Raw genomic sequence first — 16,646 nt, forward strand, 5'->3', positions numbered from 1 at the left:
CCTCTAACCAACCCAATGCTCTTGGGCGAATCCTACAGCTATTTTGGCTAGTAGTGTCACAAAAGCGCCCAAGATTAAATACCCCTGATGAGGATGGCGAGATAACAGCACACCAATGGCTATATTTAAAGGTACAATACCGTATGCAAGACGGCTCAGAGAGATGGTACCTCCAGAGGCTAGTAGTAAACCAATACCGCAAAAGCCATAAATAACTGTAACTGCGGTCAGTTGTGTGCGTAAGCACCACAACATATAGCCACCACCCAAGACCATAAACAAATTGAGCAAGTTATTGATCCACTGTTCACTCGCTAGAAGCAACAAAAATAAAATTAAAGCATAAAAGCCATAAAATAATTTTGCAAAATTAAAACCTTGACGGCAGCGCCATAAAAAATAGCTACTGGCAAGAATCACGCTCAATAACAAGAGATACCAAGGGTCTTGAATGCCGCCAGAGGAGTTTTGAACCCAACCATATTGCCAGTTTTGCGTACCAACTACAATTTGCATCAGCATATTTAACCAACCCTGCCAATCAAATCCTAGAGTTGGTCGCCATCCTCGTTGTGCTTCGATAAAAGCTAAAGGGTTGCCAAAATAAATCGCACAATAGAAACTGAATAGAAATATGCCAATGGCGGTAACAAAACCAGTGATATAGGCAATGGGTGGTCGGCGTTCTTTCCAGGCGGCGATCGCTAATGCTGGAATTAGTGCCATCCCTGTAGGACGTGTTGCTGTCGCCATCGCCCCCCAAAACCCAGTCCAGCCATACTGCTTTTGATCGAAAGCCCGCAAAGCTGATGTACTCAAAAACAAATACAGCCCCTCTGTGTAAATCACTCCCGTAAACATGGAAGATGGATATAAAGAAACTACTACAGTAGTCCAGTGCGCTGCATTAATGCCATAATTATCTTTAACCCAAAAGTACAAACAGTAAAGTGCGGCAAAAAATGCCAGGTTGTTGACTAATATTCCTGCTAATTCAAACGGCAAGCCTAGTTTCATCAAAACCCAGATGCTTAAGGGAAATAGGGGAAAGAAGGCAAGATTATGTTGCTTGCCGTCATTCACAAATTCATATCCAGAAGTAGCGATCGCTCGATAATGCATACTATCCCAAGCATCAAAAACCCCCCAGCCAAAATGCGGCAAAAATTCTTCTGCTGGCAATGGTAGTTTTGGCGCAACCAGAAACATCGCCGTCCAAATGAATATTCGACTGGCAAGCCATAAGGCTGCGGGAAATAGGAAATCACTTTTCCATAAAACTTTTTTTATAACTATCTGAACTTTGACCATAAGGTTAAATGCTTCAACAAACTCCTTTCTGCATTCTTTTACCTATGGCTGCAACACAGCAATTTATGAGTAATGTTTTGCATATTAAATCCTCCACCCAAATAATTAACAAACTGGATAAATTAGCAAGTAATTGAAATTATTTCCTATTTGGTTACTTTTGACAATTCTCTCAGAATTTATCTTTAAAAGTATAGTATTTATAAATATCAATTTTGTCTATCCTGAATCAAACGCGCAGAAACAAGATCCCCGACAACTTTTACGAAGTCGGGGATCTGCGGGTTGCAATTTAAATGCCGATTAGCTTAATTCCGCATCAGTGTATCGATTATAGTGATTCTTGTTATGAAAGAGTCCCCAGCAATTTATAGTGAGAGTTGTCTGTAAATCCTTAAGCAATTGTGAAAGCGATTACTCTTGTTGGTTCCACTGGTTCTATCGGTACTCAGACTTTAGATATTGTCACTCAGTACCCAGATCAGTTTCGGATTGTGGGATTGGCAGCTGGGAACAATGTAGAGATGTTGGCTGCTCAAATTCGGCAGTTTCGACCGAAAATAGCAGCAATTTGCTCAGAAGATAAATTACCAGCGCTCAAAGAAGCTATCATTGACCTCGATCCCCAACCGATTCTACTGGCAGGTGATGCCGGAGTGATAGAAGTCGCTCGCTACGGCGATGCTCAAACTGTTGTCACTGGGATCGTTGGTTGTGCTGGCTTGCTACCCACGATCGCAGCCATTGAAGCGGGTAAAGATATTGCCTTAGCGAACAAAGAAACCCTGATTGCTGGGGCCCCTGTGGTTCTACCCCTAGTCGAAAAACATGGTGTAAAATTACTCCCTGCCGATTCTGAACATTCCGCAATCTTTCAATGTCTCCAAGGTGTGCCAAAGGCAGGTTTGCGGAAAATTTTGCTCACTGCATCTGGTGGGGCTTTCCGAGACTGGGATGTAGAAAAGTTGGCAGATGTAACCGTTGCTGATGCCTTGAAGCATCCTAATTGGTCAATGGGGCGGAAAATCACAGTAGACTCTGCTACTTTGATGAATAAAGGACTGGAAGTAATTGAGGCTCACTATCTGTTTGGGTTGGATTATGACAATATCGAAATTGTCATCCATCCTCAAAGCATTATTCATTCGCTGATTGAACTGCAAGATACTTCAGTTTTAGCCCAACTCGGTTGGCCAGATATGCGCTTACCTTTACTGTATGCCCTATCTTGGCCCGATCGCATCTATACCAATTGGGAACGACTAGATTTAGTCAAAGCTGGAAATTTAACCTTCCGGGAACCAGATCACCAAAAGTATCCTTGTATGCAGTTAGCTTATGCTGTGGGTAAAGCTGGTGGTTCGATGCCAGCTGTGTTAAATGCCGCAAATGAGCAAGCTGTAGCTTTATTTTTAGATGAAAAAATTCGGTTTTTAGATATTCCCCGGTGTATAGAATTGGTGTGCGATCGCCATCAAAACGATCACCGTGTAAATCCCTCTTTAGATGACATTTTAGCAGCAGATAAATGGGCAAGACAAGAAGTTTTAACCGCAACTGAAAAGTTAGAAACTCACTCGCAGATCATTTCTCTGCGATAAAAACCTCCACTCATATATCCAAAAAGCAGATTTTCCAGTTTTTGACCTATTCCCGTTTAGCCTGAAGGCTAAACGGGAATTCTGCCAAATTGCCAAATCACTTGCCTCTTATCTAAATTATTGTGTCCTTTTCAGGTAATATGGCATTGGTATAGTTAAACAAAAAATCTTAGCTTTAGTATCTACATCCAAGTTAGGTCTAATAGCTTTACTTCAGATAAAAATTTACCCTTTCTGAACAAACACCCATCGGGCAAGGGCTATTGTTAAGGAATTTTATTATGATTGCTACCTTGATTGTAGCTTGGATTGTCTTCATAATATTGTGGAAATTGTTGAAAGCAACTGTGAGTAATGCATTAACTCTTGCCGCAATCCTTATTTTATTAAACATTGGTTTTGGCATTACCCCGCAAGATATTTGGCATCACATAATGCAGTTTACTCAAAGTTTATCAAATATCCAAAGCGGCAAGTAAAAAATAAATTTAATTACATTCATCACACAATTAATTAGTAGTCTGTCAAGCTAGTATCAAGGGTTTGTAGTAAGCACTTTAGTGCTTAGAAAATAAGGACTGAAGTCCTGACTACGAACTTTCTTACCCATCAATTTAAACTTGACAGACTACTTGAGCAACTTGTTAAGGGTAGTTAAACTTCCGCCACAGTGTAAGTAAGTCGGTACAAATAAACCTAACCATGTAACAGAATGTAAAAACCACAAAACCTTTGCAATTGCTACATTCCATTTCGTTACATTCGCAATAACATACATTGAAATTTTCACGCCGACTTACTTGCTTATCAATCATTATTTAATGCTGAAATCTTGGCTAATGCATCCTTAAAACTCGGCGGTAACTGACGCATAATCTTACCTCTTTCACGATCTAAAGCGACTAAAGTCACCTTGGCAGTAACGTACAATTGTTGTCCATCAGTTGAAACAATGGCATAATCCCAATTAATTCGGACACCAGTTACCTCAGCCATGCGCGTTTTTACTACCACTGCCATACCTAATTGAATTGAACGGTGATAACGCAATGACAGTTCTACAACTGGTAAATCGCAACCTATCGCAACTAAATCAGCAAATTCAATCCCTATAGATCGCAAGCATTCAATCCGCGCTTCTTCCATCCAAGCTAGATAAGAACCATGCCAGACAACACCAGAATAGTCAGTGTGGTGGGGTTGCACTCTCAGAGGATATTCAAACCAATTCCCAAATTCATGACTTGATGGATTATCAAGGGCCGTAGTAGGTGGTAATTCTGGTTTACTGGATTTTTCTTGTGACATTTTCACTTTTTTAAGCACCTATAAATTTTATAAATATGGGATAGCATAAAAATTAATTGCGTTCCATAACTTATTGATTTAATATTTACACTTCCGAGTATAGGGAGTGTTTTGTTATGCAGCCTAATCTTCAGTATGTTAGTCTTATTACTTTAACTCTACTTAGTTTACTAGGTTTTGGGATGGCGTACCCAGACAATAACCAGGTAAGCACAAATACAAGGTTGAAATACAACTTTGGCGAAAAAGCTCAAGCTTTACCCCAAAATAATCAGCTTTCAGAAATTGAAAGGCTCAATGAAGAAGCTATCAAAGAATCTCGGCAAGGTCAACCGGAACAAGGGTTGCAGAGATTACAGCAAGCACTAGCCATTACCAGAGAACATGGAGAGCGCTCTTTGGAAGCAGTAACATTCAATAACATCGGCAGAATCTACCAAAGTCAAAAAAAGTATCCTGAAGCACTGCAATCTTATCAGCAAGCCCTATTAATTAATAAAGAACTTGGGGATCTCGTTCGACTTGGCAAAACCTACAGTAACATAGGTTACTTATTTGATATCCAAAATCAACCAGAGTTAGCAATTTTTTTCTACAAGCATTGCTTAATTAATCGTGAAAAAGCTCGCTTGAATCCATCAGCACTTAGTGCGACACAACCAGATGCTTACAGCATAACTGTTAGCCAGACATATCGGATTTTGAGTGAGCGATTGCTCAAACAAGAACGTGTTGCTGAAGCACAAAGGACAATGGATTTACTCAAAGTTGAAGAACTAGAAGAATATCTTCAGACGGTACCAGGTAATCAACGGACTGCCAAGGGTCTTAATATAGCGGCTACAGAAAAACCAATTAAACAAAAGTTGGAGCAAACCCTCGATAGTGCTGTTGTGTTGGGTAAAGAACTGACAAAACTACGGAAAATTTCTCCCAAGGAGCGATCGCTCGAACAGAAACAACGCATCGAGCAATTAGTCTTAAATCAACAGCAACTTTTGGATAAATTTAACGAATTTATCAATAGTCCTTCAGTGAAAGCACAGATAGAGGAAATTAGCCGTACAGCTAGGCGGCAAAATTTGGATTTGGAGAATCTCAACGAACTTCGGGATAATTTGGCGAGATTGCCTCAAAAATCTGCAATCCTCTATCCACTGATTTTAAAAGATAGCTTGGAATTGGTATTAGTCACTCCTGAATCTCCACCAATTCATCGCACCGTTGCTGTAAAACGCGAAAATCTCCATCAAACAATTGCTACTTTTCGCCAAGCTTTAATCAATCCCAGTCAAAATATCAAAGCACCTGCACACCAATTGTATGACTGGCTAATTAAACCTATAGAAAAAGAACTGAAGGAATCAGGTACAGAAACTCTGATTTACGCTCCAGATGAGCAGTTACGCTATATTCCGATAACTGCTTTATATGATGGCAAACAATGGCTGGTGCAGCGTTTGGGTGTCAATCACATTACATCTGCCAGTTTGACTAATTTAAATACCCCACAGAAATCTACTTTGCGGGTTTTAGCTGGTGCTTTTACTAAAGGTAATTATGAAATTAAAGTTGGGAATCGACAGGTTGCTTTTGCTGGTTTGCCCTTTGCAATGCAGGAAGTGGAAAACTTAGCCGCTACGGTTCCTGAAACTACGAAGCTTTTAGACGATGCTTTTAGCCCCAAAGTCGCTGTACCCCAAATGGATGATTATACAATTGTCCATTTAGCGACTCATGCAGCCTTTGTGGTGGGGAAACCAGAAGATTCGTTTATTTTATTTGGAAATGGCGATCGCGTTAACTTGAGAAATGTCGCTACTTGGTCACTTCCTCATGTTGATTTAGTAGTGTTGAGCGCCTGTGAAACCGGCTTGGGAGGTAAGTTAGGCAATGGTGAGGAAATTTTGGGCTTTGGCTATCAGATGCAACAAACTGGTGCTAAAGCTGCGATCGCCTCGCTGTGGTCTGTAGATGATGGTGGTACACAAGCGCTTATGAGTGCTTTTTATGGTATACTTTCTACCCAGAAGTTGACTAAAGCTGAAACCTTACGACAAGCTCAAATCTCATTAATTAATGGAGACTGGAAGGTAAGAAGTCACAATGTACACGTAGCGGAAGTTAGTGATTTTAGTCATCCGTATTACTGGGCATCCTTTATTTTGATTGGCAATGGGCTTTAGGCGTTGATTGTTCCCTACCTCTGCCAAAGGATGCTTTTTTAGCTTATAGCTGATTGCCAGCGAGAAAATTCATTAAAAATTCATAATTTCTAATTGATAATTTATAATTACATCATGTAAAAAAATTTAAACTTCAAACAAAACGGGGTTGTTTGCTTGATAGTTGTAGGTTTTGTAACCTGTCTTTTGATTATGAATTATGAATTTAGTAATTAGAAGTGCGTTTTAACTGCCAGCTAAAGGCTCAAAATCCGATTTGTGAGGCTTTGGTAGACACTAAGCAATGTGCGATGGGCTAGCTAGGAGCCAATCACTTGATGATAATGGAGAACAGGCAAGAGCGATCGCTAACTAAGCCACCATTACCAATTACCGATAATCGATTTCTAATTTGCGATCGACCTTTGGAACCTTAATACTTCTTGGCAAGAATTTTAGAGCCTGTATCGGTTTGCATAGATTGCTTGACAAGATCGGCCAGTTCGTCGAGTTGGCTAATTGCCTCCGCACCTTCTAGCTTCATTAATTCGCGGTCATCCCGCATTTCCGTCCAAGTAATCCCGTAATCGGACACCAAAAACCGAATTAGGTGATTATCACCCAAGCTAACCATAAACGATGCACTATTCATTTGGTCGCCGCAGGTGTAACAAGACGCAGGATACCCACGCCGTTCTAATACGACCGCCAAGGCTTGCAGGTTCATTACCAAGTCTTGGACGAATTGTCGATGTTGATGTGCTAGTCTCAGAAACACTTTTGTCCTCCAGACACCACAGCCATTTGAGTTTCTTTTATATTTTCTTTAGATTTTCTCATCCACTGGTATTGTAGACTATTCACTACAATTATCAGACAGATAATATTGAGTCGTTAATTGACTACCTTGTTTAGGGTAGTAGATCGAGGTTTTGAGCGCCGTATCAAACTATTCAGTTTGCAAATTAAAGATCTCGGACAGAATTTCTAAATTTAACTATATCTTTATACAATTCTGTCACGGTAGATTCTTACAGAAAGCATTCCGCTTTAAGAGTAACCTAAATCTAGCACTAGTCAAGTCCAGAAAAGCTTCATATTTCGTTTTTACTGACTATTTACAGCTAAATTCAGTGTTATTTAAGGACATAACATAGTTTTACATCGTTATAGTGTCTCTTGCTTAGATGTTTGATCTGTTCTCTTTTTAACGTAGATTTTGGTACGGACAAATCATTAGCTATACCAAATTTGTTCCTCCCATATATATCAAATTTGAGATTGAGTACTAAAAGTAGATGAAGTATAGTACTTTATACAAACTTCACGTAACTGATATAGAAATCCGGTTTGATTTTTGAACAAAATTAAGTATTTGTAGTGGCGTGGCAAGGCTCCTCCGTGTCGCACCAGTTGCTACAAGTCGGGGAACCGCAAGGGCGCACTGGCAACTCTATTGCCTCTGCGGTTCGTTATTCTGTTACCTGTGTGGTAAGTCCTATATGTAAAGACGGCGATTTATCGCGTCTCTTGCCTTAACCGAACAGTATTGAAACACCTCTTATCTCATAGGGATTTCTAGATTTGCCCAAAATCATTGTTTCGGGCAAATCTAGAAATTACAAGGGTTTCAAGACTTAATTCACATGAAGCGTTACTTACTAAACATTACTCGTAGTGCTAACAAGTTTTTCCCCTTTTAACATCCGTGTCGCCGCTTCAAGGAGAGCTTCTTCGAGATAGGGCTTGGTAAAGTAGCCACTAGCACCGAGTTGAGCTGCAATTTGCCTGTGCTTGTCTGCGCCCCGTGAAGTGAGCATCGCGATCGGTAGGTGGTTGAGGTTAGAATCTTTCTGAATGCGAGAGAGTAATTCCAGACCATCGCAACGGGGCATTTCGATGTCGCAAAATACGATATCGCAAGGCAGACCGGAGCGGAGTTTATCCCAAGCTTCTTGACCATCACGCGCCTGTTCTACGCGATAACCTGCTTTGTTAAATGTCAGGGATAGCAACTCTCGGACTGTAATGGAGTCATCCACGATTAGCACTGTTGGGTCAATCTTCGCAGGAGAGGTGTCTACGGGAACCCCTTTCTGTTGCCAAGAATTGCCACCCATTTGTGTAGAAATCCGTCCCTGGAAGATGTCAATGATTTCCAGTACGTCAGCAATGGGCATAATCCGACCATCACCCAGGACTGTAGCACCAGCGACACCAATGGGTTTAGGTGCTGGGCCTTCAAATTGCTTAATTACAATTTCTTGTTCGCTTAACACCAGGTCAATCTGTAGAGCAATCATGGTATTTGCCGATCGCACCACGACCACAGAAACCATATCATCATCTCGCGTACCGCCATAGACATTACCGCGACTGATTTGCCGATTGAAGGTTAAAAGCTCCTTCAAAGGTCGGAATGGCAGGACTGTATCGCGCCAAGAAATAAATGATTGCCCATTGGCATCATGCTGAATATTTTTCACTGGGATATCCAGCGTATCTTCTACACCATCCATCGGGAAAGCGATTCTAGAGCGATCGGAGACACAGCAGAGAGCTTTACAAATACTCAGAGTCAGTGGTAGACGAATAGTGAAGGTGGTTCCCTTGCCGATCGCAGAATCGGTGTTAACTGTCCCCCGAATTTCGCTAATCTCGGAACGCACCACGTCCATACCCACACCACGCCCAGAAATTTCATCTGCTTGGTCTTTGATGGTAAAACCAGATTGGAACAATAGATCGTAGACTTCGAGGCGAGACATAGCTTTTGCTTGCGCTTCTGTAATCATGCCAATCTTCACCGCCTTAGCTTTAACCTTTGCAGAATCGATACCTGCGCCATCATCGCCGACAGAAATGATCGTTTGGTTGCCTTGGTGGAAGGAACGAATAGTAATGATTCCCACGGGTGGCTTACCAGCGGCTTGTCGTTCTTCTGGCGTTTCAATACCGTGAGCGATCGCATTATTCAGCATGTGAGTTAACGGATCGGTCAGATGATCTAAAATCATCTTGTCAATTAAGGTATCACCACCTTCGATTACTAACTCAACTTGTTTGCCACACTTGATCGCATTGTCGCGCACTCCTCGCCGCCAGCGATCGATAGTTTGGGCAAAAGGCACCATTCGCGCTCTTGTTAGTCCCTCTTGTAGCTGGGTGGTTACTTGGCGGAACTGCCTTGCGACTCGTTCGGTTTCTTCAGTGACAAAATCAATGTCGCTAGCTGACTCACGCACTCGGACAATGCGCTCAATCATCTGCTGAGAGAGTGTATGGAAGGGAGTAAAACGATCCATCTCTAGCTCACTAAAACCCCTATCGGCATTGGAATCAGGCGCTTGGAAACCGGAGTCTTTCTTTTTGCGTCCAGCTAATAGAGAAGCTTCTAGGAGCGATCGCTCGTACAACTCTTGCATCCTTGCGCCCACATCGGAGAGTTGTTGTACCTGAATCAGCAAGTTATCTAATGACTGCCGTAGCCGTTCATGATCTTGCTCTAAGGTATTGCGATTTACCACCAACTCCCCGACTAAATTACTCATATCGTCCAGTTGCTTAACTGGAACCTTCATTGTTTCTTCAAATCTTGCAGCCCGACGAGTAGAGGGACGAGGAGCTTTGCTGGTGTTCGATTTCGCTACTGGTGAATGGGAGATCGTTTGATCTGCTTCTGCTAGCAGTTTCTCCAAGTCACCAAATTCATCTATGGCTGGCGATGGCACATCATTTTTCGCCAAGACTGGTTGAGTGTTGAAAGGCTGGCGTTGGGGTAGCCCGTCGTAAACACCTCTGGCGTTATCTGTAGCGAGCAATTCTTCCAACGCTGCAAAATCTAGTTCTGGTATTGAGGTAGCTTTGGGGTTAAGTGCTACTTCCTCTCCTAGTAATGCTTCCAAGTCTGCAAAATCATCTTCTGGAGCAGCTACTTCAATACTTTCTGTGCTTGGCAATTCTTCAGTTGAGGCAACAACAGCATTTTGCTCATCTGACAATAGCGCAGATTCAGATGTTTCTTCTAGATCCCAAAAATGGGTTTCTATATCTTCTTGAATAACCGTTTGTGTGAAGTCATTGACATCTTCTAATACCGCATTTTCTCCTAATTCTTCCTGGTTTGTTCTTTCTAATAATTCAGTTTCTGTAGTTGATAGTTCATCCACAGTATTCTCTGTAGATTCCATCTGAATATAGGTGGAATCTGTGACTACATCTTCAAACAGCAGTTGCGGATTTTCATCGAAAGAGCCGAATAACTCATCTGGCTGTGCTTCAGATGAATCGGAAATTTCCCCAAAATTGATATCTAAAGAAGTTTCTGTAGTCGATAGTTCATCCACAGTATTCTCTGTAGATTCCATCTGAATATAGGTGGAATCTGTGACTACATCTTCAAATAGCAGTTGCGGATTTTCATCGAAAGAGCCGAACAACTCATCTGGCTGTGCTTCAGATGAATCGGAAATTTCCCCAAAATTGATATCTAAAGAAGTTTCTGTAGTCGATAGTTCATCTACAGTATTCTCTGTAGATTCCATCTGAATATAGGTGGAATCTGTGGCTACATCTTCAAACAGCAGTTGCGGATTTTCATCGAAAGAGCCGAATAACTCATCTGGCTGTGCTTCAGATGGATCGGAAGTTTCTCCAAAATTGATATCTAAAGAAGTTTCTGTAGTCGATAGTTCATCTACAGTATTCTCTGTGACATCCATCTGAATATAGTTGGAATCTGTGGCTACATCTTCAAACAGCAGTTGCTGATTTTCATCGAAAGAGCCGAATGAATCAAGTTCCAGATTAACATCAGATATTTCTGAGGGCTGATGAGTGAATTCTGGAGCAAAATCTAAAGCTTCTGGTTGTTGCGATCGCACGAGAATTTCTTCTCCTAGATGCTCTACAAACAAAGGCGTTTCCGGTATAAAAGTATTACTGATTGCTGGAGAAATAGTTGAGGCACTTGATGCTAAATCATCAAATAAATCATCTCCAGAATCTGATGAGAATATCAAATCTAGCTGCTCTTCTTGCTGGAAATCAATATCTAAATCTTCCAATTCAAAACTGTTTAGGGGAGAAGATATAGGCTGCCGACTGTCGGCAAAAATATCATCAGTTGTAGCAAACAAACTCTCCGCTAACACTCTTTCTACATTCTGCTCAATTAAGGAATCTAATTCGTCCTCTTCCTTTGTACTTTCGTGATTCCAGAAGTTGCTCAGATCGTTTTCTAATTGAGAAAACTCAGGTGTTATTGCTGGAGATATATCAAATAAATCACCAATTTCTGGTTCGCTTGTAGGCAGTAATGTCTGTTCTCCCATTTCAGCAAACAGGTTATCTGAAGACAAGCCGCTTTCCTGGGGTAATTCTATGTAGTCACTAGGGGTAATTTCTTCTACCCAATTTGCATTTCTAGTTTCTGAGAATAAGTTATCAAAAGTGTTTGGTTGGCTAGGAGATATTTCCACACTGGCGAACGCCTCAGTTTCTGGTTGAGTCACTTCGCCCGTGGGCAATAGTTCATCATTATCTAGTGCCAGTATCAATAAATCTTCAACTACATTATTTTTGTTGACACCAACAGGCTGGTTTGTCTCACTAGAAATATCAATAAATTCTTGTAAATCTTCGGAAGAAGAGTCTAAATTTATATCGAGTTCGTTAATATCACCGAACTCTAGATTTGAAGCAGATGTTTGTTGATTTTGCGGTTCTGAAGCCTCTTTTTCTAAGAAATTGTCGCCAAATAGCAGAGATAAATCTTCTGTTGTGGCTGTAGTTTCTGCTCGATCAAAGGAGAGTAAATCGGATAAATCGCTATGAGCATCCTCAGCATCAGTGCTACTGAAATCAATTCCAAAATTATCGGTGGCAACAATATCTAAGGTTTCTTCTTGATGCCAGCTTTCATCTAGTTCGGGAGTATCACCTTCAAATAAATCGGCAAGGGTATTTAACTCAGCTATTCCTACCTCTGGCCCATTGGGGTCAAGATTGTTACTGATTGGATGTGCTTCGTCATGTGTGGTAAAAGCAAAACTCGTGTGAGTTGCAGCGTTGAGTGGTGTTCCTTGTGGAAGATATGGACGAACGCTAGTATCCTTGTCTAGATTAATTTCCTCACTTGTCTGGGTTAGATTAGTTGTAACTAATTGCTCGGTGTTACTAGATAAAATTGTCTCTGGTTCTGTCAAAGCCGCAGACTGTTCATCAAACAAATCAGGGGTAACTTCTAATAACTCAATTTCTGCCAAGCTCAAAAGTGCTTCTAGTTGCTGACTAATTGCAATTTCGGCTTCTCTACCTTGCAGGACTAATTCTTGAGCTTGCTTGATTTCGGTAATGACAATTTTAGCTAAAGTTAAATAAGTATTTTCAGGATTGCCGATCACACTGGCTGCTGCTTGACACAAACCACACCACTTGGGCAAATTCCAAGTCTCACCAAGTTTGACTAACTGGTAACAGCATTGCTGAAGGCTTTGCCGAGTTGAGGGTGTTGTGGTTTGCTTAAATAGCTGCAACATTTCCCGCAGTGTTTGCAGCACTTGGGCTTGAAACTCGCCCCAATTATTATTTTCTTTGGTGGTGATTGGCGATCCGAGTCCGCGAACGTGTCGCACCTGCTGAGGTGCTACTGAAACAGATATTTCTGAAGATTCCTGATGGCTGTCTTCTGCCAGATTGGGAATATCTCGCCGCAAGAAAAGTTCTGTAAGTGTGGAGACATTCTCTACAGAGTTGGTATGTAGCTCTGTTGCATCAGTACTGCCAGATAATCCACTTTTTCCTTGTTCTACAAGTAGTTCCAGATGCTGATATAACCATTGAAAGACCGGCTCAGTTTCCGACATCAAAGTATTAGCTGCATCTTCAGAAAGACCATAAGGCCCGCTCAAATGCTCTAATAGTGATTTCAGGGTATCAGATACACCAAGAAATAAAGACTCTAACTTTTGGTCAATCTGAACCGGATTATCTTTAAGAACTTTGAAACAATCTTCCAGACGGTGAGAAGTATGCTGGATGCTAGTCAATCCAAGCATCGCGGCTCCTCCTTTGATGGAGTGAGCCGCCCGGAAGACTTCACTGATCATTTCCGGGTCGTTTAGGGTACCTTCTAGATTCAGTAACCCCTGCTCAATGGTATTCAGGTGATCCCTGGCTTCTTCGATAAAGTAACCCAAAATCCGCTGTTGTTGTTCCGGCAGCATAGTTTTTTAGTCAAGAGTCATTATTCATTAGTTATTTAGTCATTGGTCATTGGTCATTAGCAAACAAGAAAAGACAAAGGACAAATGACAATTTATCTGGTTTCCATAGTTTCCACTCGGAAACGTTCAACAGAAGCGATCAAGTCACGGGATACACCTACTAAGTGTTGTAAGGCTCCTGAAACTCGCTGTGCTTCCTGGGATGTTTCTTGTGCTGTGAGTTCTACTGATTGCATTACGTGAGCGACGGCGCGGGAAGTTTCAGTTTGTTCTACAGTGTCACTAGTAATAGAGCGCACAAGAATATCAATGCGATTCGCTACTTGAATAATGTTTTCAAGCGATCGCTTGGCTTCTTCTGCCAATTTTGTCCCTTTAATTACTTGTTGTGTGCCTTCTTCCATCGCGGTCATTACAGAGCCTGTTTCGCTTTGGATTTGCATCACAATTTGTTCAATTTCCTTCAGGGATTTAGCAGATTTATCTGCTAACTGGCGCACTTCGTCTGCTACAATTGCAAACCCGCGTCCAGCTTCTCCTGCTCTTGCCGCCTCAATACTAGCATTGAGTGCTAACAAGTTGGTTCTTGATGCAATCTGGGAAATCAACGCCACAATTTTAGAAATTTCTTGAGAAGATTCCGCCAACCGTTTCACTTTGCGAGTGGTTTCGGCCACAGTTTCGCGAATTTCTAAAATACCTGCCACCGTATTTTCTACAGCTTCGCCACCTTTAAGAGCGATCGTACTAGCATCACGAGCAACGGTTTCAGCTTCCCGTGCCGCCTCTGCTACCCGTTGAATCGAGTCAGTCATTACCTGTACAGAATTCAGCGTGACTGCTAACTCTTCTGCTTGCCGCAAAGCATCACTAGATAAAGCTCTAGCAAAGGTTTCAGAATTGGTTGCACCTTTTGTTACATCCTTCGCTGCCACTTTTACCTGTTGTACAATATCCCGCAGGTTTTGAATTGTCAGGTTAAAAGCGTCGGCTACGGCTCCCAATACGTCGGCTGTCACTTCCGCTTGGACTGTTAAATCGCCTCTAGCAGCTCCTTCCACATCGTCCAAGAGGCGAATCACCTGCCGTTGCAAGTTTTCCTTGGCTTCCTCTTGTTCATCGGCTTTCCGTTGGGCTTCACTTGTGGTCGTGAAAATTACCCGCGCCATTTCATTAAAGCCAGTGGCTAAATGCCCCAATTCATCTTCGGAAAACACCGTAGCTTGAGCATTTAAATTTCCTTGGCGTACAGCTTCAAACTGAGCTTGCAGATCGTCAGTTGTACGCCGAATTTGTTTGAGGGCAAAATTACCCATAAAACCAGCGGTGGTAAATCCGGCAATGCCAGCAGCTAGTGACATTGCCCAACCTGTGTTTCGGACTGATTCACGTTGTTGGGGTGGCGAAAATGTGGTGGCGACAAAGCTAACTGTGGCTACAACCAGCGCCGAAACAATACCCACACTTCCAGCAATTAACCATTGTTTTCGTTCTATGGAGGCATTCTCTAATGGTGCTAACCAGCCTTGCTCGACGCTAACATTGGGTTCTAGTTTCGAGACATCTGTTTGGCTAAAGACTGGTACTCCTTCATGGGAACCAGTCATGGTAAATAGTTCCTCTTCGCGATCGGCTGGATTGCTTGCAGAAGCATCCCCAACTTGAGAGCGTCCACTGCCAGTAGCTTCTACTGGAGCAGAATACATTGCTGCATCACCGAAGTTAGAATCTCCTTCGCTCAGATCAAACCCTGGAATGTTTCCTAAATCGTCAAATTCCTCAAAGTCATCTAAAAAATCAATATTGCTCTTAGAATTTTCTCCATTCAGTATATTGTTTGAGTTTTCATAGGAGCTTAACCCCTCTGAACCAAAAGCAGACTCAAATGCTTCCATATCAAAATTTTCATCATCAAAGCTATTGCTACTGATGCTTGTACCTGATTGAAACTGCTTTTGTTCCTGAAGTATATTGCTATTAAAAGATGAAGAATTATCAGATAAGTCCGGCTGTAAATCTTCCTCTATTTCCAAATCCTTTGACTTTAACCAATCATGGGCTTCGGTTTCAGGCAAATCATATTTACTACTGTTATTTTTTGTTGTCGAACTATTTCTAACTTCTTCTTCAACAATCAGTAGAGTTTCATCTCCAAATTTAGATTTTTTATATTCTAAATCTCCCATACTAAGCTCTGGAGACTTTGGCTCACTCAACAAATCAGGGTAATTATTCTCGCTATTACCAGTTGGTGAATTAGAGGAAGAAAAGTTATTATTGTCAATAGCTAAATTTCCGCGTTCAGAATTTATGTCATTATCTGAAAAGTGACTATTTACTAATGATTCTTCAAGGTTGTTTTCTGAGATATCTTCCTGCCAAAAAGCAGGTAACTCTAATTCAGTTTTTTCCTCATAACTACTGCTGTTTAAATCTTGTTCCTCTGATTCTTCATCCAAAGCAAAAGGGTCATCATCAAAAGCTGTAGAAGAATCTGATATTTTTCCAGTTCTAATACTATCTTCTGTGGGGATGTCAAATGGACTATTTGAAGATAATTCTTCAATGCCATTCACACTTTCTTGATGCTCTCCAAAAAAGTTCAAATCCAGGTTATTACTGTCAAACTCCTCACTAGCAGCCAAATCTTCTAATTCTGGTTCGCTATATGCCAATGGATCGGACATCTCTGAGGAATTTATTTGCTCTTGACTTCCTGATGTATCAATCTGCCCACCGAATGACTGTAAATATTGATTGATATTTTCAATTCCATTATTGGCAAAACCAATAATTTCCTGATCGTTAGTCAAGCCTAATACCTGTTGATATTCTTCTTTTGCGACATCGTACTGTTGCAAGACATAGTAGATGTGACCCCTTAACAAATGCGAGTTGGGGTCTTCTGGTAAATTTCGCACCACTTGGTCAACTAAAGTGGCGGCAACCTCATAATTTCTTTGAACATAGGCGGTCATCGCCTGTTGATATGTTGGCTCGTAATTATCAATACTTGCTGCCATTTCCTCCTCCAA

At 41.5% G+C, this 16,646-nt stretch carries 8 protein-coding genes; 3 read left to right on the forward strand and 5 right to left on the reverse strand.

Annotated elements, in window-relative coordinates:
- Nucleotides 1-3: 3 nt before the first annotated feature.
- On the reverse strand, nucleotides 4-1,311 hold the full coding sequence (locus GTQ43_RS29180) for a mannosyltransferase family protein (protein WP_265276129.1): 1,308 nt from the start codon (nucleotides 1,309-1,311) through the stop codon (nucleotides 4-6).
- A gap of 404 nt (nucleotides 1,312-1,715) precedes the next feature.
- Between GTQ43_RS29180 and dxr the strand changes: the two genes are divergently transcribed.
- Together dxr and GTQ43_RS29190 are read left to right on the forward strand one after the other, a co-directional pair.
- Complete coding sequence (gene dxr / locus GTQ43_RS29185) at nucleotides 1,716-2,912, forward strand: 1-deoxy-D-xylulose-5-phosphate reductoisomerase (protein WP_265276130.1); 1,197 nt, start codon at nucleotides 1,716-1,718, stop codon at nucleotides 2,910-2,912.
- 281 nt (nucleotides 2,913-3,193) lie between these two features.
- Complete coding sequence (locus GTQ43_RS29190; RefSeq protein ID WP_265276131.1) at nucleotides 3,194-3,391, forward strand: hypothetical protein; 198 nt, start codon at nucleotides 3,194-3,196, stop codon at nucleotides 3,389-3,391.
- Nucleotides 3,392-3,719: 328 nt separating this feature from the next.
- Here the strand turns inward: GTQ43_RS29190 and GTQ43_RS29195 are convergent, their stop codons facing one another.
- On the reverse strand, nucleotides 3,720-4,220 hold the full coding sequence (locus GTQ43_RS29195; RefSeq protein WP_265276132.1) for an acyl-CoA thioesterase: 501 nt from the start codon (nucleotides 4,218-4,220) through the stop codon (nucleotides 3,720-3,722).
- A gap of 116 nt (nucleotides 4,221-4,336) precedes the next feature.
- Here GTQ43_RS29195 and GTQ43_RS29200 point away from each other — a divergent pair, with 116 nt between their 5' ends.
- Nucleotides 4,337-6,406: a CHAT domain-containing protein gene (locus GTQ43_RS29200; protein WP_265276133.1), complete on the forward strand. Its 2,070-nt coding sequence runs from the start codon at nucleotides 4,337-4,339 to the stop codon at nucleotides 6,404-6,406.
- Between the two features lie 412 nt (nucleotides 6,407-6,818).
- Here the strand turns inward: GTQ43_RS29200 and GTQ43_RS29205 are convergent, their stop codons facing one another.
- The 3 genes from GTQ43_RS29205 to GTQ43_RS29215 form a co-directional block, all read right to left on the reverse strand.
- The gene (locus GTQ43_RS29205; protein ID WP_094330768.1) at nucleotides 6,819-7,163 is read right to left on the reverse strand and encodes a DUF1815 family protein; all 345 of its coding nucleotides are present in this window, start codon (nucleotides 7,161-7,163) and stop codon (nucleotides 6,819-6,821) included.
- Nucleotides 7,164-8,046: 883 nt separating this feature from the next.
- Nucleotides 8,047-13,611 carry a response regulator gene (locus GTQ43_RS29210; RefSeq protein WP_265276134.1) on the reverse strand — a complete coding sequence of 1,855 codons (5,565 nt, stop codon included), beginning with the start codon at nucleotides 13,609-13,611 and terminating at the stop codon, nucleotides 8,047-8,049.
- Nucleotides 13,612-13,703: 92 nt separating this feature from the next.
- Entirely contained in the window at nucleotides 13,704-16,634 is a 2,931-nt protein-coding gene (locus GTQ43_RS29215; RefSeq protein ID WP_265276136.1) for a methyl-accepting chemotaxis protein, read from the reverse strand.
- Nucleotides 16,635-16,646: the final 12 nt, after the last annotated feature.

The sequence above is a fragment of the Nostoc sp. KVJ3 genome (genome assembly GCF_026127265.1).
Lineage (GTDB): Bacteria > Cyanobacteriota > Cyanobacteriia > Cyanobacteriales > Nostocaceae > Nostoc.